The 26,809-nt window shown below is 37.2% G+C and carries 31 protein-coding genes and 1 pseudogene; 15 read left to right on the top strand and 17 right to left on the bottom strand.

Annotated elements, in window-relative coordinates; translation table 11 throughout:
* Positions 1 to 8 precede the first annotated feature (8 nt).
* The 14 genes from acpP to rpmB all read right to left on the bottom strand — a co-directional run bounded on the left by acpP (position 9) and on the right by rpmB (position 7,770).
* Positions 9 to 263: an acyl carrier protein gene (gene acpP, locus AL022_RS01965; RefSeq protein WP_014934578.1), complete on the bottom strand. Its 255-nt coding sequence runs from the start codon at positions 261 to 263 to the stop codon at positions 9 to 11.
* Positions 264 to 368: 105 nt separating this feature from the next.
* Positions 369 to 725 (bottom strand): 30S ribosomal protein S16, encoded by a 357-nt coding sequence (rpsP, locus tag AL022_RS01960; protein WP_014934577.1) that lies wholly within the window; start codon positions 723 to 725, stop codon positions 369 to 371.
* 85 nt (positions 726 to 810) lie between these two features.
* Positions 811 to 1,065 (bottom strand): 50S ribosomal protein L27, encoded by a 255-nt coding sequence (rpmA, locus tag AL022_RS01955; RefSeq protein WP_014934576.1) that lies wholly within the window; start codon positions 1,063 to 1,065, stop codon positions 811 to 813.
* Positions 1,066 to 1,074: 9 nt separating this feature from the next.
* Positions 1,075 to 1,389 carry a 50S ribosomal protein L21 gene (gene rplU, locus AL022_RS01950; protein ID WP_014934575.1) on the bottom strand — a complete coding sequence of 105 codons (315 nt, stop codon included), beginning with the start codon at positions 1,387 to 1,389 and terminating at the stop codon, positions 1,075 to 1,077.
* A 123-nt stretch (positions 1,390 to 1,512) separates the two neighbouring features.
* Entirely contained in the window at positions 1,513 to 1,782 is a 270-nt protein-coding gene (locus AL022_RS01945) for a hypothetical protein (RefSeq protein WP_014934574.1), read from the bottom strand.
* A 40-nt stretch (positions 1,783 to 1,822) separates the two neighbouring features.
* The gene (gene accC, locus AL022_RS01940; RefSeq protein WP_014934573.1) at positions 1,823 to 3,178 is read right to left on the bottom strand and encodes an acetyl-CoA carboxylase biotin carboxylase subunit; all 1,356 of its coding nucleotides are present in this window, start codon (positions 3,176 to 3,178) and stop codon (positions 1,823 to 1,825) included.
* 38 nt (positions 3,179 to 3,216) lie between these two features.
* Complete coding sequence (accB, locus tag AL022_RS01935; protein ID WP_014934572.1) at positions 3,217 to 3,666, bottom strand: acetyl-CoA carboxylase biotin carboxyl carrier protein; 450 nt, start codon at positions 3,664 to 3,666, stop codon at positions 3,217 to 3,219.
* 2 nt (positions 3,667 to 3,668) lie between these two features.
* Entirely contained in the window at positions 3,669 to 4,244 is a 576-nt protein-coding gene (gene efp / locus AL022_RS01930) for an elongation factor P (protein WP_014934571.1), read from the bottom strand.
* 83 nt (positions 4,245 to 4,327) lie between these two features.
* Positions 4,328 to 5,335 (bottom strand): beta-ketoacyl-ACP synthase III, encoded by a 1,008-nt coding sequence (locus AL022_RS01925; protein WP_014934570.1) that lies wholly within the window; start codon positions 5,333 to 5,335, stop codon positions 4,328 to 4,330.
* Between the two features lie 89 nt (positions 5,336 to 5,424).
* A complete protein-coding gene (rpmF, locus tag AL022_RS01920; protein ID WP_014934569.1) occupies positions 5,425 to 5,613 on the bottom strand; it encodes a 50S ribosomal protein L32 in 189 nt (62 codons plus the stop codon).
* Positions 5,614 to 5,871: 258 nt separating this feature from the next.
* Positions 5,872 to 6,834, bottom strand: coding sequence for a signal recognition particle-docking protein FtsY (gene ftsY, locus AL022_RS01915; protein ID WP_041546084.1), 963 nt, complete (start codon positions 6,832 to 6,834; stop codon positions 5,872 to 5,874).
* A gap of 277 nt (positions 6,835 to 7,111) precedes the next feature.
* The gene (locus AL022_RS04240) at positions 7,112 to 7,270 is read right to left on the bottom strand and encodes a DUF4295 family protein (protein ID WP_014934566.1); all 159 of its coding nucleotides are present in this window, start codon (positions 7,268 to 7,270) and stop codon (positions 7,112 to 7,114) included.
* Between the two features lie 14 nt (positions 7,271 to 7,284).
* On the bottom strand, positions 7,285 to 7,470 hold the full coding sequence (rpmG, locus tag AL022_RS01905) for a 50S ribosomal protein L33 (RefSeq protein ID WP_014934565.1): 186 nt from the start codon (positions 7,468 to 7,470) through the stop codon (positions 7,285 to 7,287).
* A gap of 42 nt (positions 7,471 to 7,512) precedes the next feature.
* Positions 7,513 to 7,770: a 50S ribosomal protein L28 gene (gene rpmB, locus AL022_RS01900; RefSeq protein ID WP_014934564.1), complete on the bottom strand. Its 258-nt coding sequence runs from the start codon at positions 7,768 to 7,770 to the stop codon at positions 7,513 to 7,515.
* 505 nt (positions 7,771 to 8,275) lie between these two features.
* Between rpmB and AL022_RS01895 the strand changes: the two genes are divergently transcribed.
* The 8 genes from AL022_RS01895 (at position 8,276) to AL022_RS01860 (ending at position 15,355) form a co-directional block, all read left to right on the top strand.
* Positions 8,276 to 8,734 carry a deoxycytidylate deaminase gene (locus AL022_RS01895; RefSeq protein ID WP_014934563.1) on the top strand — a complete coding sequence of 153 codons (459 nt, stop codon included), beginning with the start codon at positions 8,276 to 8,278 and terminating at the stop codon, positions 8,732 to 8,734.
* 25 nt (positions 8,735 to 8,759) lie between these two features.
* The gene (locus tag AL022_RS01890) at positions 8,760 to 9,215 is read left to right on the top strand and encodes a nucleoside deaminase (protein ID WP_014934562.1); all 456 of its coding nucleotides are present in this window, start codon (positions 8,760 to 8,762) and stop codon (positions 9,213 to 9,215) included.
* 34 nt (positions 9,216 to 9,249) lie between these two features.
* Positions 9,250 to 9,888 carry a superoxide dismutase gene (locus tag AL022_RS01885; protein WP_014934561.1) on the top strand — a complete coding sequence of 213 codons (639 nt, stop codon included), beginning with the start codon at positions 9,250 to 9,252 and terminating at the stop codon, positions 9,886 to 9,888.
* 165 nt (positions 9,889 to 10,053) lie between these two features.
* Positions 10,054 to 12,060 carry an ATP-dependent zinc metalloprotease FtsH gene (gene ftsH, locus AL022_RS01880; protein ID WP_014934560.1) on the top strand — a complete coding sequence of 669 codons (2,007 nt, stop codon included), beginning with the start codon at positions 10,054 to 10,056 and terminating at the stop codon, positions 12,058 to 12,060.
* An 89-nt stretch (positions 12,061 to 12,149) separates the two neighbouring features.
* A complete protein-coding gene (locus AL022_RS01875) occupies positions 12,150 to 13,469 on the top strand; it encodes a D-alanine--D-alanine ligase family protein (RefSeq protein ID WP_014934559.1) in 1,320 nt (439 codons plus the stop codon).
* Between the two features lie 56 nt (positions 13,470 to 13,525).
* Positions 13,526 to 14,200: a PASTA domain-containing protein gene (locus AL022_RS01870; protein WP_014934558.1), complete on the top strand. Its 675-nt coding sequence runs from the start codon at positions 13,526 to 13,528 to the stop codon at positions 14,198 to 14,200.
* A 179-nt stretch (positions 14,201 to 14,379) separates the two neighbouring features.
* Complete coding sequence (locus tag AL022_RS01865; protein ID WP_014934557.1) at positions 14,380 to 14,562, top strand: hypothetical protein; 183 nt, start codon at positions 14,380 to 14,382, stop codon at positions 14,560 to 14,562.
* A gap of 343 nt (positions 14,563 to 14,905) precedes the next feature.
* Complete coding sequence (locus AL022_RS01860) at positions 14,906 to 15,355, top strand: hypothetical protein (protein WP_014934556.1); 450 nt, start codon at positions 14,906 to 14,908, stop codon at positions 15,353 to 15,355.
* 234 nt (positions 15,356 to 15,589) lie between these two features.
* Here the strand turns inward: AL022_RS01860 and AL022_RS01855 are convergent, their stop codons facing one another.
* Positions 15,590 to 18,241: a UvrD-helicase domain-containing protein gene (locus AL022_RS01855; protein WP_158309911.1), complete on the bottom strand. Its 2,652-nt coding sequence runs from the start codon at positions 18,239 to 18,241 to the stop codon at positions 15,590 to 15,592.
* Positions 18,242 to 18,318: 77 nt separating this feature from the next.
* Entirely contained in the window at positions 18,319 to 19,164 is an 846-nt protein-coding gene (locus AL022_RS01850) for a glycogen/starch synthase (protein ID WP_014934554.1), read from the bottom strand.
* Positions 19,165 to 19,539: 375 nt separating this feature from the next.
* Between AL022_RS01850 and AL022_RS01845 the strand changes: the two genes are divergently transcribed.
* Positions 19,540 to 20,292: a hypothetical protein gene (locus AL022_RS01845; RefSeq protein WP_148269035.1), complete on the top strand. Its 753-nt coding sequence runs from the start codon at positions 19,540 to 19,542 to the stop codon at positions 20,290 to 20,292.
* A 212-nt stretch (positions 20,293 to 20,504) separates the two neighbouring features.
* Here AL022_RS01845 and AL022_RS01840 read toward each other — a convergent pair whose 3' ends face one another.
* Entirely contained in the window at positions 20,505 to 21,485 is a 981-nt protein-coding gene (locus AL022_RS01840; protein WP_014934551.1) for a zinc dependent phospholipase C family protein, read from the bottom strand.
* 411 nt (positions 21,486 to 21,896) lie between these two features.
* Here AL022_RS01840 and AL022_RS01835 point away from each other — a divergent pair, with 411 nt between their 5' ends.
* From AL022_RS01835 to typA, 6 genes and pseudogenes are all read left to right on the top strand, one after another.
* Entirely contained in the window at positions 21,897 to 22,190 is a 294-nt protein-coding gene (locus AL022_RS01835; RefSeq protein WP_014934548.1) for an ankyrin repeat domain-containing protein, read from the top strand.
* Positions 22,191 to 22,210: 20 nt separating this feature from the next.
* Positions 22,211 to 23,176: an ankyrin repeat domain-containing protein gene (locus AL022_RS01830; RefSeq protein ID WP_014934547.1), complete on the top strand. Its 966-nt coding sequence runs from the start codon at positions 22,211 to 22,213 to the stop codon at positions 23,174 to 23,176.
* A 70-nt stretch (positions 23,177 to 23,246) separates the two neighbouring features.
* Positions 23,247 to 23,393, top strand: a pseudogene (locus AL022_RS04665) (IS982 family transposase); the annotation flags it as partial.
* A 167-nt stretch (positions 23,394 to 23,560) separates the two neighbouring features.
* A complete protein-coding gene (gene rpsT / locus AL022_RS01820) occupies positions 23,561 to 23,827 on the top strand; it encodes a 30S ribosomal protein S20 (protein WP_014934546.1) in 267 nt (88 codons plus the stop codon).
* A 13-nt stretch (positions 23,828 to 23,840) separates the two neighbouring features.
* The gene (radC, locus tag AL022_RS01815) at positions 23,841 to 24,575 is read left to right on the top strand and encodes a RadC family protein (RefSeq protein WP_014934545.1); all 735 of its coding nucleotides are present in this window, start codon (positions 23,841 to 23,843) and stop codon (positions 24,573 to 24,575) included.
* Between the two features lie 207 nt (positions 24,576 to 24,782).
* Positions 24,783 to 26,600 (top strand): translational GTPase TypA, encoded by a 1,818-nt coding sequence (typA, locus tag AL022_RS01810; protein WP_014934544.1) that lies wholly within the window; start codon positions 24,783 to 24,785, stop codon positions 26,598 to 26,600.
* Positions 26,601 to 26,809: the final 209 nt, after the last annotated feature.

The raw sequence follows: 26,809 nt of genomic DNA, 5'->3' as shown, positions 1-26,809 counted from the left end.
AAAATCAACTAAGCCTTACGTTTGGATAAGATTTCTTCTAAATAATCTACAACACTACCAACTGTTTGCAGATGGGTCGCTTCATCATCCTGAATCTGTACATCAAACTCTCTTTCAAGTTCCATAACCAATTCTACTTGATCTAGGGAATCAGCACCCAGGTTATTTACAAAATGAGCAGTAGGCAATACTTCTTGCGCTGAAACATTTAATTTATCCACTACAACGGCTACTACTTTAGCCATAATATCTTCTTTATCCATTTAATTAACTGTTTTGTAACTTGATGAAAATGAATTTGATTATTAAAATTACTATGCCACTACTGGTTGCGTAAGGCAATACATAAAGAAAAATTTAAACAACTATTATAAATGAGCAGCCAATTTTTTTAGCCGGTCTGCTTGCCAATTAGTAAATTTTTGATTGGCTTGCTCTTGGGTGATGGCGCCTTTCATAACACCTATCTGAAGATGCTTTTTAAGCATAATACCCTGCTTGGATAAAAGTGTTTTTACTGTATCGGTAGGTTGCGCACCTTGAAAAAGCCACTTTAATGCACTGGCCTCATTAAGCTTAACGGTTGCAGGCGCTGCATTGGGATTATAGTTCCCAATTTTTTCTATAAAACGACCATCCCGTGGTGATCTTGCATCTGCTACAACGATATCATATTCTGCTAAATGTCTTCTACCACATCTAGCCAATCTTATTTTTACAGCCATAGTATTGCCTTTCTAGCGAATCTCGTTCGCAAATGGTTAATAAATTATTTTTTACTTGTTAACAAAACCTCTATGTAAGAATGGACTAGATACTATCCACCGAAACAATAGAACGCAGGTCCTTGTTTTTTTTAAAGACGACTACACCATTGGTTAAGGCAAATAGAGTATGGTCCCTACCTAACCCAACATTTTTACCAGGATAATAACGAGTACCTCTTTGTCGAACAAGGATATGGCCAGCTATTACGCTTTCTCCACCATATTTTTTTATGCCGAGCCGTTTACTTTCTGAATCTCTTCCGTTACGAGAGCTACCTGCCCCCTTCTTATGTGCCATAGGATTATATTACTTTACAATGTCTTCAATAACAATTTTGGTATGCTCTTGACGATGGCCGCGCTTAACTTTATATCCATTTCGTCTTTTTTTCTTAAAAACGATAATTTTATCTCCTTTGGTATGTTCCAATACCTTTGCCTTAACAGTTACTTTATTTAGTATAGGTGCACCAACTACCACTGCTCCTTCCCCGTCATCTAAAAGGAGCACTTTATCAAAAGTAAGCAAAGCACCTACTTCACTTTGCAATTTAGGGGTATAAAGCCACTGCTCTTTGGAAACTTTAAATTGGGATCCAGCTATTTCTACAATTGCATACATATATTTCTATAGGCTAAAAGAATAATATTTTTTCTACTACTAGAAAGAATAAAGCTCAACAAAGTTAAGCTTTATTCTATAAAATAAAAAATGGCCAACCGATATTATTTTTATGCTTGTTTTTTACAGCTCATTTTTTTGTTGAATAGATTTAACCATCTCAAAAGGCTTTTCTAGTTTGTTTGTTCTTCTAGGTTGCCTAACAATATAGTGTACAAGGATGATAACTAGCCCATTCATCAACATACAAGGTACGTGGCCACTAGTTGTATGCAGTATAGGCGCGATCGATTTTTGCCAAGCCAACATAGATAGTAATCCAGTAGACATGCCTATTAAGGCAACAGAGGAAGAAGCACGGAACCCTAAAACAGCTAAAATAAATGGAGCCACACTATACCTCCTCTAAAGTATCTATAGCGTACCTTTCGTTTTATTCCGATTGTTGCAACCGTGAAAAGTCAAAAGTATCTAAATATTGCGTTGTAAAGCGGCCTTCCTGAAAGGCTTCATCTTCTAGCAAAGCAGAATGAAAAGGTATGTTGGTTTGAATGCCCTCTATAACCAACTCTTCCAAGGCACGCCTCATTTTGGCAATGGCATCCACTCTAGTATCGGCATGGACAATAAGCTTTGCAATCATGGAATCATAGTAAGGGGGCACTACATAACCGGCATAAATATGGCTTGCAATGGTTATACCCAGCCCCCCAGGAAAATGCATATGGGTAATTTTTCCAGGAGATGGACGAAAGCCATTAAAGGGATCTTCTGCATTAATACGGAGCTCTATGGCATGACCTTGTGGATAAAGGTTGGATCTATTCAGTGGTTGGCCAGCGGCTACTTCGATTTGTGTTTTTAGTAGATTAAAACCGGTAACTGCTTCTGTAACGAGATATTCTACCTGAATGCGGGTATTCATCTCCATAAAGTAAAAGTTTTGGTACTTGTCTACTAAAAATTCCATGGTACCAACGCCTTCATACCCTATAGCCGATACGCCTTTTATAGCCGCATCGGTTATTTTTGCCCGTAACGGTTCGGTGACAAAGGGAGAAGGAGATTCTTCAACCAGTTTCTGATGTCTACGCTGAATGGAACAATCTCGTTCAGATAGATGAATGACTTTACCATATTGATCGGCAACAATTTGTATTTCAATATGACGTGGTTCTTCTATATATTTTTCCAAATAAAGCCCCTCTTTACCAAAAGAGGCAATGGCCTCTTGCCTAGCCTCTACCCATTTTTGCTGAAATTGTTCCGGAGCATCCACCAACTTAATGCCTTTCCCTCCCCCTCCTGCGGTTGCTTTTAGCAATACAGGAAAGCCTATTTCATGGGCCAAACGAATGCCTTCTTCAACTGATCTGAGCAAACCATTGGAACCAGGAATAGTAGGCACACCAGCAGCCTGCATGGTTGCTTTTGCAGTAGATTTATCACCCATTTTACCAATTGCGCTATCGGAAGGACCTATAAACTTAATGCCATATTCTGCACAAATAGCTGCAAAACTAGCATGCTCAGATAAAAAACCATAACCTGGATGAATGGCATGGGCATTGGTTACTTCAGCAGCGGCAATAATGGATGGAATAGAGAGATAAGATAGGTGGCTTGCAGGTGGGCCAATACAGACTGATTCATCTGCAAAACGGACATGCAGACTATCTTTATCTGCAGTAGAATGGACGGCAACAGTTTTAATGCCCATTTCTTTGCAAACCCGAATGATGGTTAAGGCAATTTCTCCACGATTGGCAATCAATATTTTTTGAAACATAGCATATCAAACTGGTTAAGTAAAGCAGCATTTCTTATTTATTCGGTCACGGGCTCTACTAAAAAAAGCGGTTGATCGTATTCTACAGGAGAGATATCATCAACTAATATTTGAATAATCTTTCCAGTAACCTCTGATTCTATTTCATTGTAGAGCTTCATAGCTTCTATAATACAGAGCTTGGTCCCCTTTACAACTGGATCTCCTTCTTTTACAAAGGGAGCTTCTTCAGGACTTGGTGATCGGTAAAAAGTACCAATCATCGGCGACTTAATGGTCACATAATTGGCTGCAAGTTTATTTTCTTGTAGCATTGGGACCACTTGCGTAGGGGAGGGAAGGCCATTAGAAGCAAGGGATGCAACCTGTTGGGGAATGGCATTACTTCTTTTAACATGGATTTTAATGGCTTCTGTTTCAATATGGACTTCTTCTAACCCTGATTGGGTAATAAAGTCAATCAGTTCTTGAATTTCTGTAGTTTTCATACTTACTTTTTCTGCTCGTTTACACGCTCCATATAAAGACCTGTACGGGTATCTATCTTTACACAGTCTTCATTGTTAATAAATAGAGGTACCCTAATCTCTGCGCCGGTTTCTAGAGTAGCTGGCTTTAATGTTTTCGTAGCGGTATCCCCTCTAAGACCCGGCTCTGTATAGGTAATCCGCAATACCACAGATGGAGGCAATGCACACTTTAATACTTGATTTGCATCATCATGGTAAACAATTTCTACATGCTGGCCTTCTCTTAAGAATTGGGGGGTATGGATGAAGGATGGAGCAATGGTCAGTTGCTCAAAAGTCTCGGTATGCATAAAGGTATACCCTGAAGCATCCTTATAAAGAAATTGATAAGGCCTACGCTCAATCCGTGCTGTATGGATTTTTACACCTGCATTAAACGTATGATCAATTTGCCTTTCTTTTGTTAAACTTTTTAGTTTGGTTCTAACAAAGGCAGCACCTTTCCCTGGCTTGACATGTTGAAATTCGACAACGCTATAAATATCATTGTTTAATACAATACAAAGACCATTTTTAATATCACTTGTGTTTGCCATACTATTTCGTCTAAACCTATTGGTGATCTTTATAAGATATAAACTTTTACTTTACTATATACCAACAAACTTGATTAAATAGGTTACAAACCGTCATACCCCCAGACTATATACATGGCACCCCAAGTAAATCCTCCTCCAAAAACGGTTACAATCAACTTATCACCTTTTTTGAGTTTTTGTTCGTAATCCCATAAACAAAGGGGAATAGTTGCAGCAGTTGTATTGCCATACTTATGAATATTCAACATAACTTTTTCCATAGGAATGGCTACACGATCGGCTACAAGTTTCAAGATGCGCTGATTGGCTTGATGTGGAACGAGATAGGTAATATCTGCTGGGGTAAGCTTATGACGGGCCATCATTTCTATAACTACTTCTGACATAGCTGTAACAGCAGCCTTAAATACCGTTTGCCCATCTTGGTAAATATAATGTGCATTGGCTGATACGGTTTCATGTGAAGCAGGTAATTTACTACCGCCTGCTTTTTGATAAAGAAAATCTTGACCGATGCCATCTGTTTTACAGATGGTATCTACAATCCCACAACCACTCTCTGGCGCATGGGCTGTTACCAGTACGGCACCCGCACCATCGCCAAAAAGAATACAAGTAGCTCTATCTGTATAATTGGTAATGGAAGACATTTTATCTGCCCCTACGACAACCACTTTTTTAGCCCTACCTGAAGCAATAAACTGAGCAGCTGTATCTAGCCCATAAAGAAAACCAGAACAAGCAGCTTGTAGATCATAACTAAAAGCACGGGTAGCGCCCACTGCATGGGCAATAATATTAGCGGTAGCAGGCGTAATCATATCTGGGGTAATGGTAGCACATATAAGGAGGTCTACTGTTTCAGGATCGGTCGCTGTTTTCTGGAGCAAATCTTTTACGGCTTGTATGGCCATGACTGAGGTACCCAGCCCTTCTCCTTTTAAGATCCTCCTTTCTTGAATACCGGTCCTAGTGGTGATCCATTGGTCATTGGTATTTACGATCTGCTCCAACGCACTGTTGGTCAACACATGATCTGGAAGATAGCCAGATACGCCTGCAATGGCAGCACGATTTATTATTTTCATTTATTGAGCAGATTGGGGTAATTGTTTTATAGACTTTTCCTAAGTCAGTAATAGTATAGGGGACAACTGAACCATCTGCAAAGAGCTTATTAAGGTATTGCACGATGCATTACCACCCTTCCTTTATAATACATTTTACCTTCATGCCAAAAGGCACGATGAGGAGTATGTACTACACCAGTAACGGGACAAACCACTAACGGAGGCATCGCAAGTTTAACATGTGTCCTTCTTTTATCTCTTCTGGAAGCGGATGATCTTTTCTTTGGCTGTGCCATGTTTTTAGATTTTTTTATTTAAAATTTTTCCCAAGGAATAGAGCTGCTTACGCCAATCTATCCCTTCTAGGACGTAACAGATGGATAAATTTACGAATAATTTTACCAGATAGAAAATTATTATGCAAATGGCATAAAGCAGCATTAAATGGCGCTAGATATTTTTAAGATAAACTGAAGTATAGTTCTTACAGCATAAAAATCTGTAGCACTTTATTGTAGCCATTAAATGGCTGTTACCTAAAAGTGATTAGTTCATTACCATTTTTGAAATAAGGAAACAACAAATGCATGGGGATCAAAAACCCTTAAGTCTTCCACTTTTTCGCCTACACCAATATATTTAATTGGAATGGAAAACTGATCTGCTATACCCAGCACCATCCCTCCTTTAGATGTGCCATCTAATTTGGTCACCACGATACCGGTTACTGCTACAGCAGCTGTAAAAGCTTCTGCTTGCAAAAAAGCATTTTGTCCATTTGTACCATCCAAGACCAACCACACCTCTTGTGGCGCACCGGGAAGACATTTTTGAATGGTCCGCTTAATTTTAGCCAGCTCATTGATAAGGTGCACTTTTGTATGTAATCGGCCAGCGGTATCTATAATGGCTACATCTATATGATTGCGTATACCCTGCTGCACGGTCTCATGTGCCACTGAGGAGGGATCTGATTGCATGGGACGTGCTACTACTGCTGCACCTACACGATTACCCCAAATCATCAGTTGTTCTATAGCTGCTGCACGAAAAGTATCTGCAGCACCTAGTATAACCTTGTTCCCTTGGCTAATAAACTGTGCAGCTAGTTTAGCAATAGTAGTAGTTTTACCTACACCATTGACCCCCACTATCAGTATAACATGGGGACGAACAGATGGAGTAGTGGCGATAGGATCGCTCTTCGAGCTAGGTAAAGCATATAAAAGTTGCTCCGTCTCAGATTGTAAAATCTGGTCTAGTTCACCTGTAGTAAGGTATTTATCCCGTGCTACACGCTGCTCTATAGCATTGATAATTTTAATGGTAGTGGGTACGCCAACATCTGAACCAATCAATAATTCTTCCAATCTATCCAATACATCACTGTCAATTGTAGACCTTCCAGCCACAATCTTAGAGAGCTTACTCCAAAAAGAATGACGCGTTTTAGTCAGTTTTTCTGCTAAGTGTGCTTTAGGGGGGGGCGGCTTAGAAAAAAAATTGAAAATACCCATAGCAAGCAACTTATTTTTTTATCTATTATACGGATCTACTATTGGATTTGGAAATATATACAGATAAAAGGACTTATCTTACAACTGGTTTAACTTTTATACTATGGCTTTTTGTTATTCAGACCATTCAGGCTAAAAATCTAGAAAATGGCTTTAAACAATCTACGCTGATGGCGATTGTATTGCTATTTTTAAATAGTTGGATGCTCGATAACAAATATGATAGCAAAACTAGAAAAAAAACCACCTTTCAAACCATAAAGACGATAGGCAATGGTTATATTTTGCTAGATACCATCTCTTTTATCAATTCAGAAGGGACAATCTTACTGCGAAAAGTATAAGCACCTGTCTTTGTTGATTTTTTTACTTGAATCAACTTGGTTAACTTAACGGTATCTCCCTTAGCAAGGGTAGCTACTACTTTCTTTGCCATAATATATACAATGCTTATTTGATTTCTTTGTGAAGTGTATGACGCTTCAATATAGGATTATATTTTTTTAACTCCATTCGTGCAGTAGTAGTCGTTCTATTTTTTCCCGTACAGTAGCGAGATATACCAGGAATACCACTACTTTTGTGCTCTGTACACTCTAAAATTACTTGAACCCTACCGCTTTTTTTTTTTGCCATTTTACTTTGCTACTTTTTTATCAAGTTTCACGTGGTTTTTATTTAGACCAACCAATGGTATTGCTTGGATAAGGTTCCCTTCTGTTTGGCTTCCTTTAGCACTGCATAAATGCCTTTCTTATTGATGGTACGGATCACAGAAGTGCAAACCTTCAATGGAATCCAAATATTCTCTTCCGGAATATAAAAACGCTTATTTTGCAAATTCGGATAAAACCACCTTTTGGTTTTGTTATTTGCATGGGATACATTATTTCCTACAATTGGTTTTTTACCTGTTATATCACAAATCCTTGCCATTTTCTATATGCTTTAATACAGGTACAAATATAATATAACTTAGCACATTATTCAAACCCTTGAGCCATTAAAACTAAATAGGAATAAAAAATTTATCGAATGAACGCAGCGCTACAAGATTAACTTATCTTGCTTAAAATAGATTTACCGCTTTTTGTACGATCCCACGCCTAAAGGACTACATAAAATCAGACTATAATAACATGATATGTTTATTATTTTATAAATTGCTGGAGATATACTATCTTTGATGCTTTAAATTTTTTAACTTTTTAACTTGAACGATAAATAAAATCATTATAAGTTGGTATCAAAAGAATCCATATTTCATTCTTCATTTATTACTTTGTATGTACCTATTGTAGGTACCTAACGATGAATTTTAACCAAACAGTATATAACGTGATGCAACCTTAAACTATCCACGCAACGGGTAACGCTATTTCAATTTTAAACTTATTTATTATTGTTCAACCTAAAACAGGTGCTATACCTATAAAAATTAATGGCAGAAAAACCTACATTTGATCATCTTTTTATGTCATTGGCGATTCAATTGGCTAAACGCTCACACTGTGTTAAAAAAAAAGTAGGCGTTGTTTTAACAAAAGAGACCCGTATTATTTCTACAGGATACAATGGCCCTCCACCGGGTACCTATAATTGCGATGAAATATGGCCGAAAACAGGTTGCACTAGAAGTATAAAAGGAGGATGTGCTTTATCTATCCATGCAGAACAAAATGCTATTCTTTATGCATTAACCCATCATATAAATATAAAAGATGGTGTGCTGTACACGACGCTTTCGCCCTGTCTACCTTGTGCCCGCATAATATTTAGTGTAGGCATTAAAAGGGTGGTATACAAAGATTCTTATGCAGCCTATAAAAACTTAGATTATGAAGAGGGATTAAATTTTTTAACTGAGTTCGGTATCATAGCAGACCCATATCACCCATAGATCCTTTACCCATTACATAAGCCCAATGGCCCCAATACACGAAGATGCTTTCTTTATGGAAGCAGCCCTGCAAGAGGCTACGCATGCAGCTACAATTGGAGAAGTGCCCGTTGGAGCGGTAATCGTAGCAGAACATCAAATTATTGCACGTGCCCATAACCAAGTAGAACAACTTAAAGACCCAACCGCCCATGCAGAACTATTGGCGATTACAGCTGCTGCCCATTACTTCAATAGCAAATACCTTCCCAGTTGTACACTATATGTTACGCTAGAGCCCTGTATAATGTGTGGTGGCGCACTTTACTGGTCTCAAATAAAACGACTTGTTTTTGGCGCCAGTGACCCAAAAAGAGGCTACCAAAGCTGCTCTGCCCCTATTCTACACCCTCAAACCACCATACACCGAAATATTTTAGCGGAAGCAAGTAAAGAATTACTGATTTGTTTTTTTAAAAAGCTAAGAAACACTATATTGTAGCGGATAGAACTAATTATTATAATTTTAGATGCTTATGATTTTTACACTTCCTTCTTTGCCTTATGCCTACAATGGATTGGAACCTTATATAGATGCCCAAACCATGGAAATCCACCATACCAAACATCATGGAACGTATGTAGATAGACTCAATCAAGCAGTAGCCGGTACCGCAATAGCTACCGCAAAAGGAACCGAAATATCAGTATTAACCCATCTGCTAAAAGATATCAGCGCCTACCATACTACTATACGGAATAACGCTGGTGGCCATTTTAACCATCTATTTTTCTGGAATAGCCTCACACCACATGCTTCCCCAAAACCTGGAACAGACTTACTAGACAGGTTAAAAAAATCATTTGGCAGCTTTGAAGGATTCCAAGAAGCCTTTTCAACAGCATCTGCTACCCACTTTGGTGCTGGATGGACCTGGTTAACGGTAGCCAAGAAAGACGGTAGTTTATTTATTTCTACAACTGATAAGCAAGATAATCCACTTATGAATACCCTTCCTATTCAAGAACAAGGTATCCCTATTTTAGGGCTAGATCTATGGGAACATGCCTACTACCTAAGCTATCAAAACAGACGCTCAGCCTATATACAAGCTTTTTGGAAAATGGTTCACTGGAAGGTTGTCGAAGACAGGTATATAGAAGCCACAAAATAAAAAGCTCTATTATCTTCGTTGTAGATCGACTTATAGCTTTAGGTTTGCACGCAATTTATTCCCTTTAACTGTAAGCATTATTAAAAAATTTCTTGTTGTATTTCCATCCTTTTTGAAATTTTCATCTTCATTCAGAAAAAATAGCGGTTCAATTTAAATCAGATTATGAAACAAAGAGAAAAAAAATTTATACAACACAACGTCCCACAGTCTATTTTTATATTGGCCATATTGGTAATAGGGTTACTTTTCTATTATAACAAAGAAAAAAGTATAATGCCCATTTCTGAGAAACGTTTTGAAGAAATGATGCTGAACCAGGAGGTTAAATCGGTTACTTTAATCACCAATCAGCATCTAGTGGAAGTAGTACTCAAAGAAGACGCATTACGCAAACCCCGTTACCAACAAGAATTAGCAGGACGACCTTCTTGGAAAAACAGCAGGCAATTGGTCTACACGCTTAGAATACCCAATTTTGACATTTTTGATAAAAAATTTGGCGCGATAGAAGCAAAAATAGATCCTGAAGCTAGAATAGGTTACAGCTGTCAAGAACGTTCAGAGCCTACTAGTTTTATCAATTGGTCCTTTTTATTGACGCTATTTGTTATTTACTGGTTTTTTATTCGTAAGCCAGGCAGTGGTATGGCAGGTCCTGGTACACAGCTTTTTAATATGAATACATTAAAAGCAACCATCTTTGATAAAAACAATCAGTTAAAAGTTACTTTCCAAGATGTAGCTGGCATGAAAGAGGCGAAAGAAGAGGTAAAAGAAGTAGTAGACTTTTTGAAAATGCCTGATAAATTTACGCTGCTTGGTGGAAAAATCCCCAAAGGGGTATTGCTAGTAGGTCCTCCAGGAACGGGTAAAACCTTGCTGGCCAAAGCGGTCGCTGGTGAAGCCGGTGTACCGGTTATTTGTCTTTCTGGATCAGATTTTGTCGAAATGTTTGTGGGGATAGGTGCAGCACGTGTCCGTGACCTATTTAAAAAAGCAAAGGAAAAAGCACCATGTATTATTTTTATCGATGAAATCGATGCAGTAGGTAGGACACGAGGCAAAGCCAATATGCCGGGGGTGAATGATGAACGTGAAAATACTTTAAACTCACTCTTGGTAGAAATGGATGGGGTATCAACCAATTCTGGGGTGATTGTAATAGCTGCCACCAATAGACCAGAAGTACTAGATCCTGCACTGCTGCGACCAGGAAGATTTGATCGTCAGGTTAGTATAGATAACCCAGATGTAGTAGACAGGGAGGCGATTATACGATGCCATAGCAAAAGACTAAAGCTGGAAAGGCATATACGGATTAAACAACTTGCCGAACAAACACCTGGATTCTCTGGAGCGGATCTCTCTAACATGTGTAATGAGGCAGCTTTAATAGCCGCTAGGAAAAATAGGAAATTTGTAACCATAAGCGACTTTCATGCAGCTATAGATCGCATTATTGGTGGGTTAGAGAAAAAAAATAAGCTAATTTCTGCAGAAGAGAAAAAAATAGTAGCCTACCACGAAGCCGGTCATGCGATTGCTGGATGGTTTCTAGAACATGCACATCCACTGGTGAAAGTAAGTATTGTACCACGTGGTATCGCTGCATTGGGCTATGCGCAGTATTTGCCAAAAGAGCAATTTATCTATCAAGAGAATCAATTATTAGATGAGTTGGCCATGGCGCTGGGAGGAAGAGCAGCTGAGGAACTTATTTTTGGAAAAATTTCAACAGGTGCGGTAAATGATTTGGAACGTACTACTAAATTAGCCTATAGCATGGTTACCGTCTATGGGATGAACCCTAAAGTAGGTCACCTCTCTTTTCACAACTCCAAACAAGTAGATTATACTTTTACCAAGCCTTACTCAGAAAAAACAGCTCATACCATAGATGAGGAAGTCAAAGCGATCATAGATGGTGCATATGAACGGGTAAAAACGTTGCTCAGAGAAAAAATGGACCAACTAACGCTTTTGGCTGAGGCTTTACTGGTAAGAGAAACTATATTTAAGTCAGATTTAGAACGTTTGATAGGCAAACGCTTTGCCAAAGAAGCAAAAAATATACCTACTGAAGATGCGCCATCACCTGAAGTATCACTTCCGCAATCGGATGATGGCCAAGCAATGTTCCCTTTGCCCAATGACCTAGAGCAGGTCTAAACTAGCATTTGTTTTGTAGCCACTCATCAAACTATTTAGATCAGTAAAGATAGATTTGTTTTTGCCATCTAGCAGATAGAACGAAAAAGATGCATAAAAAAATAGGTGTACTAATGGGTGGGTTTACACCCGAACGGCATGTATCATTAGAAAGTGGGCGAAATATTTACAGTAAATTGGCCGCTTCTAACCAATACGAAGCGCTTCCGCTTTTTCTATCTGGCTCTACGAAGGCCTTTCGAATTTTTATACTACCTGCTGCGCTATTGTTAAAAGATAATGCAGATGATGTGCACGATGCGCTTTTACATCCAACTAGATTTAGAGCCGCAGAAGCGTTATTAACCGTTATAAGACAAGAAGCCGTTTCCATTACTAAAAATTATGCAAAAGATGCTATTTTTACGGCAGAAGAACTTACCTTTTCTGCTTTAAAAGAAAGAATAGATTTTATCTTTATCGCTTTGCATGGCAGGCCTGGAGAAGATGGAACTCTACAAAAGATACTAGAAAAGTATGATATACCTTACAACGGATCTGGTATAGCTACTACCGCTTTAACGATCGATAAATATGCAACCAATCAATTTTTAGCTAAAAAAGGATTTCAGGTTGCACAGCAGCTTGTGGTTACCCAAAAAGATTGGGATGATGATCAGGTTACTACGATCCATGCTGTAGCGAATCTGTTTACGTATCCAATTATTGCTAAACCTGTAGATGATGGTTGCAGTGCGGGGGTCATGCGCATTGTCAATAGTGATATGTTGACTGCTTATGCATCTGCTACTTTTAGAGATAAACCACTAATGTCTAACAAAGTGATGCAACCCTTGGGGTTACAAGTAGCAGACTATATTCCGCAACAAAAACGATTTCTACTAGAAGCACTGATTGAAAAAGATCCAAAAGCATTGGCTTGTTTAGAAACTACAACAGGTTTACTAACCCATATAGATCATAATGGGAAAACCTTATATGAAGTATTTGAACCTTCAGAAACGGTAGCAGTAGATGCCATACTTTCATTAGAAGAAAAATTTTTAGCAGGGGAAGGCCATAATATTACCCCAGCACGCTTTGATGGTAATGCCAAAGTAGCTGCTATAATCAGCAAAAAGGTCAAGCACGAACTGGCAAATATAGCAACGGTTTTAAATATACAAGGTTATGCCAGAATAGATGCTTTTGTAAAAATCTATCCCCATCAAAAAATAGAGGTATGGATTATTGAAATCAATGCACTGCCTGCTATGACACCAGCTACCTGTATTTTTCACCAATGTGCTTTAAACGGTTATACACCATTTGATTTTATACATGCCATTATCCAATATGGATGGACCAAAAGAAATTTTGCTGCCTATAGCGAAACGCTAATCTTAGATACATGCATAAAAAAAAGCTAATAAAGATATTCCAACATCTTATTTACATATTTTGCTTGTTTATCGGTATATTATATATGTTTTTCTATATAGCATTACCTTATATTACCCATCAAGGTAAAATAGTTCAAGTACCCGATCTAACCGGTATGCCTTTAGAAGCATTGGATGGCGCGCTTAGCAAATATGATTTGCGTTACGTTATAACAGACAACAGCAGTTACGCAGCAGAACTACCGCCTTTTACTGTTTTACAACAATTTCCAACAGCAGGTGGTTGGGTAAAGACAAAACGAAAAATCTATTTAACCTTAAATGCAGCAAATCCCCCACTTGTATCTATGCCCCACCTTATTGAGGGTTCTATTAGGCAGGCTCAACTCCTCCTAAAGAACAAAGGACTAAAGTTAGGTAGCATCAAATATGTCCCAGACATTACAAAATATGCTGTTTTGGAACAATGGCATGACCACCATCCCATACCTACTGGAAAATTTATTCATAAGGGATCGACTATTGACTTAGTGGTAAGCGCTGGATTAGGTGAAGAAATTATTGAAGTACCAGATGTAATAGCCATGCCTTTAGAAGAAGCACATATCACACTATTAGAGCGGGGCATGCGGATAGGTGTGCTGCATCATCTTAAAAAACGTCACGCACCCATCGGTAGCGTGATACAGCAAAATCCTATGCCAGGCACCAAGGTCCCGTTGGGCACTTCTATGAATCTATGGATCGTTCAGCTTTAACGAATGGGTTAAAGACTGGTATCTGTTCATGACAGTAGTAGCATAGCTGGGGAGTATTTATTTGGATTATCCAATCAACGCATCAATTTTTAACAGATAAAATTTTTTAATGTAGCTATTTTAGCTTATATTGTATTTTTTAAAATAGAAATTTTCATCATACATTATTGTAATAAATTATGAACAAATATAAAATAAAATCTATCGCTTTTTCTGCCCTTTACGGTATGGCTATTTTAAATAGTGGCGCAGCATCTTGTTCTAAGGAGGAAACGAAATTAAAAGATCTACCAAAGGAGGAACTCCAAAAACGGATGCAAGAAATTGAGAAGGAGTTGGCAAGTAGGGAAGAAGCTAAATAGATACATCTGTTCAGCACTGTGGTAAAAAGATCTGTTTTCTGGTACAGTTACAAGGCGTTCTTTAATGCTTTTTCTACCATAGTGCTGAGCAACTATCCCCTTTTGTATAGATAGTAAATCTATTGTCTTAGTCCTCAATGGTTTATCGGTCGTGGGTGCTGATAATCTACTATCCTAACCGCTTAGTAAAAGCATACAACCCTTTTACCATAAATACCGCTTATTTTGAATTATCCAATCAACGCATCAATTTTTGACAGATAAAGCTTCTTAATGTGGCTATTTTAGCCTATTTTTTTATATTCTCAATACAAATTTTCATCATACATTATTGGAATAAATTATGAACAAATATAAAATAAAATCTATCCTTTTTTCTGCCCTGTGGAGTATGGCTATTTTAAATAGCGGCGCAGCATCTTGTTCTAAGGACAAGGAAACAACAACGAAAGAATTCGAAAAAGGACTCGAAAAGGACCTCGAAAAGGAAATACGTTTGCATGCATCTTCAGAACGCTTGCCCAAAAAAGATTTAGACGATGTCATAAAAATTATGTATGGTAAGCTTAGTGAAAATGAGCCAAACGTATCAGACTGGGCTAGAAAGACGGGGACTAAAGTAAAAAAACACTTAAATGCGGCCAAACAATTTATATTGGGTAAAATTACTGAAGATAAATTAGATGAATTATTACATGAATCACTAGATACCCCACAGGAGGTTAAGAACAGTAAAATACTGCTATTACAAGCAAAAAGAGCTCTTAAACAAGAAATTAAAAATAGAACTTAAAGGAATTTATATCTTAACTTTTTACTTGACCAAGAATCAAGCAAACAATAAAGCGCTGTGTAAAAAATTGCAGAAAGAACGCCACTTACCGCTAAAAAAACAGCGGTAAGCTATCTGGTCCCTTTTATTGTAATCATCTGTTTTGCTTTTTATCTGTAAACAAGGTTTTTTACACAGGGCTTTTTTGTTTCTTGAAAAGTAATATGGACAGATGGATAAACGGATATAGTCGCATTACCCAAAACAAAAGATAGTGGCTGCAACCGTCTCTTGCACTGCTACAGCTAATGGGCATGCATCTTTAAAAGGCTGATTGGTTCTGTCTTGTACCAATGATTGGTAGATCAAATCAGCAACGCTATCCATACCCTCCGTTTGCGCTGGAAGGGGTGCCATCACATAAAGTCGTTCGGCTGCTCTTGTAAAAGCCACATAAAGCAGATTGAGGTTATCTAGATGGATTTGCATCTGCTCGAGGTAATAGGCTTTGGCGTAATGGGTTTCTTTTAAATTTACGCCATAGCTTATAGGCCATATAGGAAAGTGGGCCGATGGTTGTTGGTCCACAGACCACAAAATGGGCCCATTTTGTGGTAGATGATCCAAAGTCCAATTACAAAAAGGGATCATGACTATTTTAAATGCAAGCCCTTTAGATTGGTGGATGGTCATTACTTTAACCACATTTTCAAGATGACTTGTAGGCAATAGTATGGCGCGTCCTCTTTTTTCCCACCAAACTAAAAAGTCTGCTATAGAAGCAGATTCTGTAAGGCTGAAGTTTAAAACAACACTTTGAAAAAGAGATAAAACATCATCAAAATCAGAAGAATTTTTAAATAAACAGGTGATCAGTAGCGCGACACAAGGATAGACAGATAGATTTTTTAAAAAGTCTTTTTGTACCCAAAATGGCTCGGGCAATAAATTTTCGATAGAGGTTGCATCTACTACCCTATACAATCTATCATGATGTCCAATGGCTAAATCCTGATGTATACAATGCCAATAGGCTTGCACCCAGGCTGCTTTATTTATTAGATCATCCTCATCATTAAGATAATATAATGAATGGATCAATACTTTTATCGCTATATGACTCCATAAAGCATAGGCATGATCTGACCGTACCGCATAGCGACCAGTCGTATGGCTGGTTTGCCAGCCATTGGTTAGCAAAGCGGCTTCACTATTATTGCGCACCAATATAACAATATCGTTTGCTGGGATATTTTCTTTTTCTAACTGTTCTAGCAGATCCATACAGTTTTTTTGCGCATGGACTTTCCAATGAATAGGATGACCTGCTGTATCCATTTGGTCAGACCGAAGTAGGTACAATCCTACATGGCCTCCTTTTTGCCCATTGGTTTCTTGGACCACATCGCCATAGGCCCGTCTCATTTGGGCCCATTCATATGACAATGCATCAATAGGATGAAAATTAGACCTGCTTTCAAGGTAATCAACCAACCGGTTGGCAGCCATTTTAAAGAAATAATTATTAAATAATACAATAGCCTCTTGGCTGCGCCTATTGGTCGTTAAATAATGAAGGGTACTTTCCTTAAACGCTGCTTCTACTTGATGGTTTAAAAGTTTCCAATTGCTGCCACGCCAACGGTAAATAGCTTGTTTGACATCTCCAACTAATAGACTACTATAGCCTTGGGCCAGACTATTACGCAACAATGGTTTGATATTCATCCATTGAAAAAGAGAAAGATCTTGAAATTCATCTATCAGAAAGTGATGAAATGAATGGCCTGTTTTTTCGTACAAGAAGGAAGCATCGCTTTCCTGAATGGCTTGGTAAAGCAAAGCAGAAATATCTGAGATAAAACAGACATTGTTTTTTGATCGATACCGTTCCAATCCTATAAGCAATGCACCTATTATACCAAAAGCATAGGAAAAACGGGCAGCTACTAGCGCTGTTCTATAGGCTAACCCCTCTTTTACATACAAATCTATAGCCTTTACAAGTAAAGGATGGAGCAATTGCTCCACTACCCTAGCAAGGGCATTATGTTTTTTTTCGCTGTACCAACTGGTTAGATGATCTTTTGCTATAACAGCTCGTTTGGTTGGTGTAAACCCTTTCTTGCTAGCCAATCTTAAAAAATAACCTATTACCCCTTTGGTACCATAGGCAAAATCTGTCGGTGCAAGGCCTTCTTGGTGCAATATGGTCAACGCAGCTTGACCGATTTTTTGCATGCTTTGTTCAAAGGAATGGACAGATGTTTGTGTAGCCAACACAAAATGCGGCCATGTTTCTTGTTGCTGAAAAGCCATTAATAATGCTTTTTCATGTAGCTTAAACGATTCATTAAAAAGTGATTTACCTATCTCCTGAATGTTGCTTTTAATATTCCAGCTTTTACCAACCAATAGTTTCGTAAGTGCAAAATCTACTATCCACTGTTGCAAGAATGGATCATCTACGGTAAATAGCTCTTCTATGGTTTCTTTTAAAGCCAATCGTTCATCCATTTCAACCGAAAAATGGTGCTGTAAACCGAGTACTTTAGCAAAAGACTGAATCATTCTATAGAAGAAACGATCAATCGTAGTAACAGCGCAATCACCATAGTGATGAACCATCATCGACAATACCTCCTTGCTGCGCAGCTGCAACTGAGCAGACGTCCATCCTTCCTGGCATAGTGTTTCTTGTAAAACAGTTGCTTCTCCAATAGATAAGCTATACAAATAAGCTAAAATGCGTTGCTTCATCTCTTGGGTAGCACGATTGGTAAAGGTTACCGCCAAAATATTTTTAAAAGCATCTGGGTAACGTAAAGCCCATTGAATATAACGGGTTACCAATATATGGGTTTTACCAGCACCTGCAGCAGCACGATAAATATGCAATTCAGCCATAGCATTCATTTCACAGGTAACTACATGAATATAACTGCATATATTTTTCTATGCAAGGCTATACTGGTTCGGTTCCATTAGACCGGGAGCAGTAGGCTTTTATACACGGCAAAATAGCCTTCGTTATATTGATCATCATTTTGGACCCAAGGTAACTCGTTGCTTTTAAATAAATCTTCAAATTCAACTGCATCAAGTATTTCGCCACGCAATACCAGATCAGAATAGTCCATAGCAAATTGAATGATGTTTCGAAAACCACCAGGGGTCAATAATACTGCATCTTCCCGCGCAATACCTATCTTTTCTATCCTTTCTGTCAGAAAGGGAAAATGGTGAGAGAAAGTATTATTATAAAGCGTAAAAACAAGCTTAGCTTTTGTAAAAAGAGGATGATTTTGATACAGCTTTTTCCAAAAAATAGGTATAAGCGCCGTTATCCAATCATGACAATGTACAATATCTGCTTCCCACTCTAATTTTTTAAGCGTTTCCATTACACCCATGCAGAAAAAAATCATTCGCAAATCATTGTCCTCAAAAAAATTATTATTTTGATCCTTAAAAACCGATCTTCTACTGCCAAATAGATCATTGTTGTCTACAAAATAAACCTGTAACCGGGTATTAGGTATCGTGCTTACCTTTACAGAAATGGAATGATCTACATCATTTACTGACACAATAGAACCTGATAAACGCAACACTTCATGTAGTCTATTCATGCGGTCATTGATGGTACCAAATTTAGGTACTACAATTCGTACGTCTATCTGTTTGCTTTGCATGGCTTCAGGTAGCTTACGTACACAATTTGATACAAGGGAAGTTTCCAAAAAAGGAGCTATTTCACTTGCTACATATAGTATCCTTTGTAGAGACATCATGGAAGATACTTTTGAAGGTCGGATTAAAACAAGCATATTAGCAAACTAGCTTTAAATATAATGTTTTTTTCTTTTTTTTTTAAAACTCATGTTCAATATTTTTTATTTTAATTTCTTATAAATGTAAATAGATTCGTACAATCTAAGATGGTTGCAATAGATTAACAGTATAATTTTTGTTAATCTTATGGGTTTGCTTTTTGCAATTTTTGATATGATGGAGAACGCGGTTAGTAATGGTATTATGTATTGAATATTAATTTTATTATTTTTAAAAAAAGGGGAAATTTATACCAAATAGGTATATATACGGGGCAAAATCATTTTTTTAATATCTAGTTTAATTTTAAAAAGTAAGTAATGGAAAAAAGGATAAAATTTTTATTAAAAAGTACGGTAATATACACTTCTATGGCATCCTTTGGCGTTGCATGCTTTGATCAAAGTACACAAAGACCTTTTTTAATGGGGAAAAAGGATAGCAAAAAATTAAAAAGCTATGCAGGTATAACCAATCAAAATAATAAACTATTGAAGCAAAATGAAGCCCAATGGTTAGATGCTTCTATAGAAGCAAAACAGCACAAATCTGTTTTAACACATAAATATGTAGAGTCTGATAACCAATTAAATATTGATCTTAATCGATTTGAGCAAAGGCTAGATAATGTAAGCGAAGAGATGGCTACATTGGATCCTATTGCATCAACAACAACAGCTCTACATTCAATCGAAGGACTAGAAAAAAAAGCAAAAAAAATAGAAAATAATCAAGAAGAACCTATCTATATAGAGATCGTTGATGACGAAACTACTGATAACGATCCTATTTATGAAGAGATTCCTAATACAGATAAAGAGATTATTGAGACAGCCTCCTATTATGAAACGCCGCGGAGCAATGGTAACCACCAAAATCTAAGCCGGATAAATGAAAATCTAGCACAAGCGCATAAAAGTGAAGCGCCTATTTATCAAAATAGAACTGATACTAACCAAGATGAAGAGCCTATTTATGAAGAAATAGATTTTAAAAGGGAGGAGGGAAATAATAAAAGTGAAAAAGTTATTCATCAAAATCCATCATCAGCATCTAAAAAACAGGACAGGGGGTTTAGGGATTTTGTCAAAAAAACTTCTGAATATATAAAATATATAAGGTAAAATCTACTTTCAAGTTTAAGGTTCTGTGACGTATATATATTTTTTATTTGGTATAGATCTTCGCTTTATTATCTATTTTTTCCTTATATATTCAAAAATTTATAAGCAATAAAATGCCCGAGATAATTTATTTTTAGGAAACCTGTAGGGATATACATATAATTTTCATAAAAACAAACGTTACAGAACCTTATTGAATGCAAGAAACTAGTTTATTCGCCTCCACATTCCCTAATGCCTTCTAAAGGGCTACTTTCTTGGAAAGATTCGTCTACTGCATCTTGAATCGGTAGATCTGCATTAAAATCATTTAAATTTGGGGATCCTGCATTGATCCAAGCCGTTAACCAGAAGTTACCTACTTCTTTAATAGACTGTTGCAAACGTGCCTCAACCTGTCCTTGTAGTGCTTGATGGTAGATAGTAGCAAATGCAACTGAATATTCTTTTTTGAGTAGCTGACCATCTTGCTCAAAACTATATTTTGCTACCATAGGATATTGTGCGGAAAGCTCCTTTTCTAGATGCAGTACCTCTTCAACCAATGCATGAGATGCTAAGACAATATGCCAAATATGGCTTAATAGATCTTTTATATAAACCGCCTGTCCAACAAAAAAATTATAGGTATCGAAAAATAAAATAGGGAGTCGGGTTTCCCATAAAGCATGAATCCCTTCTTGGTCCGTCATTTGTCCATTGTAGTTTTGTGTAGTGTGTAAGGGCACATGCGCATCCGCAATATAGTGGCCTAAATCTGCTGATTTTTTTAGGATTTTAGCAATATCCTTCTCCCTAAAAGCCTCTGTTAATTGTTTGTGTACATGGAGTATAACCCAAGGGAGTTGACCATGTGTCTCTACCGCTTTAGCACCATATTTTTCGACCGCTTGTTGAAATAAAAGTTTTTGTCGATCCAATAGACTAGCCTGGTAATGCTCCATATCTATAAAGTGTTTTGAGGCCTCACCTTTGACCACATATCTACGTTTATCTGGATCTATAGAGTTTTCAGTTAAAAATGTTAAATGTGGTTTATAAAAAGCAAACATAGCTGGCGGTAGCGTAGTAATAGCGTACCGATTAATCTGCTTGTGTGCAAAAAAACCCCAAGGCCAAGCCTCTAAAGGAAGGAAAAAGGTTATCCAAAACCAATAAATGGTTTGAATAGATACCAAAAATTGTTTTTTCATTGCCTAAACAAGAAAATTGTAATGCACCCATCAAATGGGAAAAGCTATGCCATTATGTAATGCGACCTTATGTATTTTTAACCCCATCGATTTTGAATCTAATAAACTTATAGCATAATACAACCTAAGTTCGTAAACAAACATTTGATAATTAAAGTATTTAAACATATTTTTCGATAACATCATGATTAAAAACTTATTAAATACTAACTATAAATAACTAGTAACCAGGTACATTATTATATTTTTAGTAGCTTTTATGCATAGAATATTTTTTATCCTATTTTTATTTGCATTTAAGTAACAGATTTATCTTATTTGTTCCAAGAAGTAACCCATTAAGATCCATATAGGTACAGATTAGAGGCTATAAAATAACGCATTACAAACAATACTAAATCATTTTTACATATGGTGTATACAAAACAAATTACATATATCCACTCTTCTACCACATCAGCAATATTGTATAAGCTTCTTTTGTTTTTTTTACTTCCGATCTATGGTTATGGCGAGCCATATGCATCGGTACAAGAAAGTGATACTAGTCTACATATAGCAACGCGCTCTCCTCTGCATCTAGCCGTCCAAGAAGGTCAAGTAGCAGTAGTAAAAGCGTTGTTAAAACAACCAGATATCTTGGTCAATGCAAAGGATAAATATAATGGTACCCCCTTCATATCGCAGCATATAAAGGCGATGTAGAGATAGTAAAAGCGTTATTGATGGCTAAAGGTATTCGTGTGAATATAGAAAATAAAGGTGGTTTTACGCCGCTTTACGCAGCCGCCCAAGAAGGTCATGTAGAAGTGGTAAAAATGTTGTTAAAACAACCAAGTATCCGGATCAGTACAGGAAAAATGGATTGGACGCCTTTGCATATGGCAGCATATAAAGGTCATGTAGAGGTAGTAAAAGTATTTATTGCCTTCTTTAAAGGTAACCACTATAGCCTTAGCATAGTAAATAAAGATATGTGGACTTTACTCCATGCGGCAGCCCAAGAAGGTCATGTAGCAGTAGTAAAAGTATTGCTAGAACAACCAAGTATTGAAGTTAATAGAAAAAATAAGTATGGTTGGACGCCCCTTCATATCGCAGCATATAGGGGGCATATAGAAGTAGTAAAAACCTTATTAGAAAACAAAAGCATTGATATTAATATTCAAAATGATGCTATTTGTGGTCATCCTGGAAGTTATATACCAATAACAACAGATGATGCAAAAACAGTGAGATTATTGTTATTAGAAAATCCATTAGACCAGCCAGATATTAATGTTAATCTAAAAAATGAATATGGTTGGAGTCCCCTTCATACCGCAGCCCATGAAGGTCACGTAGAAGTAGTAAAAGCACTACTATGTGCTAAGGATATTCGGGTTAATCTAGGAGATTATGGTGGTCGTACGCCACTATATTTGGCAGCCGAAAAAGGTCATGTAGCAGTAGTAAAAGCGTTAGTAGAACAATCCAATATTAATGTTAATGCAAAAAGTATATATGGTTTTACGCCCCTTCATATTGGATCATGTAAGGGGCATAGAGAAGTAGTAAAAGTGTTACTAGGGGTTAAAGATATTCTAATTAATACCCAAAATGAAGGTGGTTATACGCCACTTAAATTAGCTATGATTCATAAACACCCAAAATGCGTTACTTTATTAAAAATAGCTCTAAAAAAACTTTAAAAAGCAAATATAAGCTTGACGCTAAATGGTCCAACGATTTTTTTACGGTAGAACGAATGATTCGAAAAAGATCCATCAACTGAAAAATATTCATTACATACAACATGCTAGCAATAGCAGTATCCCTAATTTTATTATAAATTTGATAGCTGGCATTCCAGCTTATCGACTAATAAAGGATTTTTTAAAAATAAAATATATAACTGATTTACAATAAGTACAATCCAGCGTTGAGGTTAATATATCACTTTTTTTCGGGGGTATGATCTAGAAAAATAGCAGCGCTTTGGCTGATCCTATCTTGGCCATCAAATAATTGAATGATATATAAAAAAGTAGTATCTTGTAAGCAAAGCAAGCATTTAAATATTTAATTCCATTCATATGGCAAATCATAAATCAGCTGAAAAACGCATACGGTCAAGTCATACTAAGTATCTTCGTAATCGTTATCAGCTAAAAACATGTAGAACCTTTATAAAAAAGGTGAGTAAAATTACAGATAAAACGGCTGCAGAACAGTTGTTACCTAAGGTTTTTTCTATGTTAGATAAGCTAGCAGCAAAAAACATTGTGCACAAAAATAAAAGTGCGAATAGTAAAGCCAAGCTTACTAAATATGTCAATAGGTTAACTGCAACTGTAGCCTAATCGCTTAAGTGATATGGCATCAGAGATATATGTAACAGCTCCGCTCAAGATTCAAGACTGGGCGCCTGAAGATCGACCAAGAGAAAAGCTACTCCAAAAAGGAGCAGCAACCTTAACCGATGCAGAGCTTTTAGCTGTTCTTATAGGCTCTGGTACACGTAACACAAGCGTTGTGGTGTTGGCACAACATATCTTAAAAACGAATGGCAATAGTCTTCAAGAACTGGCCAATGGCAATAGTCTTCAAGAACTGGCCAAACGTTCTGTACAAGAATTGCAGCGATTTAGGGGTATAGGCACAGCAAAATCGATTGCTATTGTTTGTGCTATGGAACTTACGCGTAGGCGAACCGACGAACCATTCCGAAAAAAAGAACTGGTCAACAGTTCTTCTAAAGCGTACAAATTGCTGCAGCCAGATTTAACGGATAAATCTATAGAAGAGTTTTGGATTTTGTTGCTGAATAGAGCAAATTATCTCATCAAGAAGATAAAACTCAGTAGTGGAGGCACGAGTAGGACTATTGTAGATGCTAAATTTTTATTTAGATTGGTGCTAGACCATCAAGCTGTTTCTATTATATTGGCGCACAATCATCCTTCTGGCAATACGACTCCGAGTACTGCTGATATTGTATTAACCAATTCGCTTGACAAAGCTGGGAAATTGCTTGATATAGCTGTTTTAGATCATATTATATTTACAGACAGAAACTATTTTAGTTTTTCTGATGAAGGACTGCTTTGAGACAAAAGGTCCCAAAAATGCACGTAACCATTCTACCTATAGATATGTTGTAATCTTCTCAATTATCTTTTTATAGGAAGTTCATTGCTATTTTTGGATGTATTGCCTTCTTGTCACCATGAAGGGCAATAAATAGAAACCACTTTTTTTCATTAACGTTATTTAAAACTACTAGTAACCTAAGCGGCCATTAAACTAAAATATTTCATGCAACCATTACGTAATATTGCCATTATAGCACACGTAGACCACGGAAAAACTACCTTATTAGACAACCTATTAAAGCAAAGTGGCGCATTTAGAGCCCATCAAGAAGTAGCCGATCGGGTTATGGACTCTAACGATTTAGAGCGGGAACGTGGCATTACGATTTTGGCCAAGTGTACCTCTTTAGTTTGGAAAGATACCCGTATTAATATTGTAGATACACCTGGTCATGCCGACTTTGGTGGAGAAGTAGAACGCATATTAAGTATGGTGGATGGTGTGGTCTTATTGGTAGATGCTGCAGAAGGAACGATGCCCCAAACTAAGTTTGTTTTGAGCAAAGCTTTAAAACTAGGATTACGTCCTATTGTAGTCGTAAATAAAATTGATCGTCCGGATGCACGTGTAGAAGAAGTAGAAGATGAAATTTTAGAACTTTTTATAGCACTTGAAGCTACAGAAGCGCAATTTAACTTTCCTACCGCCTATGCTTCTGGCAGAGCAGGTTGGGCCAGTAGAACATTAGATGGTGAACGAAAAGATCTATCTCCTTTATTTGATCTAATCCTAGACCATGTACCGGCGCCAACTGTAGATTTAAATAGTGATTTTTCGATGCTTATAACGGCAAGGGAATATGACCCTTATTTAGGCCGTATGTTAACAGGACGTATCTTTACAGGTAGCTTAAAAGTACAACAGGCCATCAAAGCACTGAACAAAGAGAATGGCGTGGTAGAAAATGGCAAGGTTACAAAAATTATGGCTTTCCGGGGCATGGAACATCTACCCATTGAAACAGCGTATGCTGGTGACATTATTGCGATTGCAGGGATGCAACGAGCCAACGTAGCGGATACTATTTGTGCACCTACCGTGATGAAAGCTTTACCTGCGATTCCTATAGATCCACCTACACTGGCCATTAATTTTTCAGTAAATGATTCTCCTCTCGCTGGAACAGAAGGGAATAAGGTCACTTTTAATGCCCTACGTGATAGACTTATGCGTGAACTCGAATCAAATGTATCGATTCAAGTAACAGAAAGCCCTAATAAAGATTCTTTTGAAGTAGCAGGACGTGGTGAATTACAGTTAGGGGTTTTAATAGAAACCATGAGAAGAGAGGGATTTGAACTTTCTATTAGTAGACCTCGCGTATTAATTAAATTAGGAGCTAATGGTGAAAAATTAGAACCATTAGAAGAAATACAAATAGAAGTAGATGATGCATTTTCAGGCGCTGTAATTGAATCTATGAATGTACGAAAAGCAGAGATGAGAGACCTGCGTCCAATAGGTGGGGACAAAACACGTATTATTTTTGTTGGGCCATCACGTGGTTTAATTGGTTATTATGGCACTTTTCTTACTGAAACTAGAGGTACTGGTATTATGAATAGGACCTTTCATAGTTATGGTCCCTATCGTGGAATCATTACTGGACGACGCAATGGGGTAATGATTGCAATGGGTATGGGCGATGCAGTTGCCTATGCGCTTTTTAATTTAGCAGACCGAGGTAAAATGTTTATCGGTCCAGGTGAAAAAGTCTACGGTGGGATGATTGTAGGAGAACACAATAGGGATAATGATCTAGAAGTAAACTTATTAAAAGGAAAACAGCTTACCAATATGCGCGCATCAAGCTCAGACGAATCTATTCGATTAAGTCCACCGGTTGTGATGACATTAGAAGAAGCGATTACGTATATAAAAGATGATGAGCGTGTAGAGGTTACACCGCAATCTATCCGTTTACGAAAAGCTATATTGGATCCTAATCAACGAAAAAGAGCTGCTAAATCACATTATTAGTTTTTACTAAGTTTGTATAGTATTTGCTTAGGGACAAGGTAAAAAAGTAATATATATATATTACTTTTTACTTGATCAGAAGATAGATAAAAATCAACCTCTTGGATAAAAAATTCTAGAAAATACTTTTACACAGTTTTTTTGCGATTGGTGGTAGCGTTTCTAGATAGTTAAAAGGATGGTGCTGCTTAGATTTTATGTGTAGGAAG

This window comes from Cardinium endosymbiont cEper1 of Encarsia pergandiella (assembly GCF_000304455.1).
GTDB lineage: Bacteria > Bacteroidota > Bacteroidia > Cytophagales > Amoebophilaceae > Cardinium.
Note: the sequence above shows the minus strand (reverse complement) of the source record. Positions and strands in the feature narration are given on the sequence as shown.

Bases quoted from the DNA above. Each gene is read 5' to 3' on its own strand.
- ftsH (WP_014934560.1), top strand. From the start codon at position 10,054: ATGAAACAAAGAGAAAAAAAATTTATACAACACAACGTCCCACAGTCT.
- AL022_RS01860 (WP_014934556.1), top strand. From the start codon at position 14,906: ATGAACAAATATAAAATAAAATCTATCCTTTTTTCTGCCCTGTGGAGT.
- rpmF (WP_014934569.1), bottom strand. From the start codon at position 5,613: ATGGCACAGCCAAAGAAAAGATCATCCGCTTCCAGAAGAGATAAAAGA.
- AL022_RS01875 (WP_014934559.1), top strand. From the start codon at position 12,150: ATGCATAAAAAAATAGGTGTACTAATGGGTGGGTTTACACCCGAACGG.
- AL022_RS01890 (WP_014934562.1), top strand. From the start codon at position 8,760: ATGGCCCCAATACACGAAGATGCTTTCTTTATGGAAGCAGCCCTGCAA.
- AL022_RS01925 (WP_014934570.1), bottom strand. From the start codon at position 5,335: ATGAAAATAATAAATCGTGCTGCCATTGCAGGCGTATCTGGCTATCTT.
- acpP (WP_014934578.1), bottom strand. From the start codon at position 263: ATGGATAAAGAAGATATTATGGCTAAAGTAGTAGCCGTTGTAGTGGAT.
- AL022_RS01850 (WP_014934554.1), bottom strand. From the start codon at position 19,164: ATGCTTGTTTTAATCCGACCTTCAAAAGTATCTTCCATGATGTCTCTA.
- rpmG (WP_014934565.1), bottom strand. From the start codon at position 7,470: ATGGCAAAAAAAAAAAGCGGTAGGGTTCAAGTAATTTTAGAGTGTACA.
- rpsP (WP_014934577.1), bottom strand. From the start codon at position 725: ATGGCTGTAAAAATAAGATTGGCTAGATGTGGTAGAAGACATTTAGCA.
- rpmB (WP_014934564.1), bottom strand. From the start codon at position 7,770: ATGGCAAGGATTTGTGATATAACAGGTAAAAAACCAATTGTAGGAAAT.
- AL022_RS01830 (WP_014934547.1), top strand. From the start codon at position 22,211: ATGGCTAAAGGTATTCGTGTGAATATAGAAAATAAAGGTGGTTTTACG.
- AL022_RS01870 (WP_014934558.1), top strand. From the start codon at position 13,526: ATGTTTTTCTATATAGCATTACCTTATATTACCCATCAAGGTAAAATA.
- AL022_RS01895 (WP_014934563.1), top strand. From the start codon at position 8,276: ATGGCAGAAAAACCTACATTTGATCATCTTTTTATGTCATTGGCGATT.
- AL022_RS04240 (WP_014934566.1), bottom strand. From the start codon at position 7,270: ATGGCAAAGAAAGTAGTAGCTACCCTTGCTAAGGGAGATACCGTTAAG.
- AL022_RS01855 (WP_158309911.1), bottom strand. From the start codon at position 18,241: ATGGCTGAATTGCATATTTATCGTGCTGCTGCAGGTGCTGGTAAAACC.
- AL022_RS01840 (WP_014934551.1), bottom strand. From the start codon at position 21,485: ATGAAAAAACAATTTTTGGTATCTATTCAAACCATTTATTGGTTTTGG.
- rpsT (WP_014934546.1), top strand. From the start codon at position 23,561: ATGGCAAATCATAAATCAGCTGAAAAACGCATACGGTCAAGTCATACT.
- AL022_RS01865 (WP_014934557.1), top strand. From the start codon at position 14,380: ATGAACAAATATAAAATAAAATCTATCGCTTTTTCTGCCCTTTACGGT.
- AL022_RS01885 (WP_014934561.1), top strand. From the start codon at position 9,250: ATGATTTTTACACTTCCTTCTTTGCCTTATGCCTACAATGGATTGGAA.
- ftsY (WP_041546084.1), bottom strand. From the start codon at position 6,834: ATGGGTATTTTCAATTTTTTTTCTAAGCCGCCCCCCCCTAAAGCACAC.
- rplU (WP_014934575.1), bottom strand. From the start codon at position 1,389: ATGTATGCAATTGTAGAAATAGCTGGATCCCAATTTAAAGTTTCCAAA.
- radC (WP_014934545.1), top strand. From the start codon at position 23,841: ATGGCATCAGAGATATATGTAACAGCTCCGCTCAAGATTCAAGACTGG.
- accB (WP_014934572.1), bottom strand. From the start codon at position 3,666: ATGAAAACTACAGAAATTCAAGAACTGATTGACTTTATTACCCAATCA.
- accC (WP_014934573.1), bottom strand. From the start codon at position 3,178: ATGTTTCAAAAAATATTGATTGCCAATCGTGGAGAAATTGCCTTAACC.
- rpmA (WP_014934576.1), bottom strand. From the start codon at position 1,065: ATGGCACATAAGAAGGGGGCAGGTAGCTCTCGTAACGGAAGAGATTCA.
- AL022_RS01845 (WP_148269035.1), top strand. From the start codon at position 19,540: ATGGCATCCTTTGGCGTTGCATGCTTTGATCAAAGTACACAAAGACCT.
- efp (WP_014934571.1), bottom strand. From the start codon at position 4,244: ATGGCAAACACAAGTGATATTAAAAATGGTCTTTGTATTGTATTAAAC.
- AL022_RS01835 (WP_014934548.1), top strand. From the start codon at position 21,897: ATGGTGTATACAAAACAAATTACATATATCCACTCTTCTACCACATCA.
- typA (WP_014934544.1), top strand. From the start codon at position 24,783: ATGCAACCATTACGTAATATTGCCATTATAGCACACGTAGACCACGGA.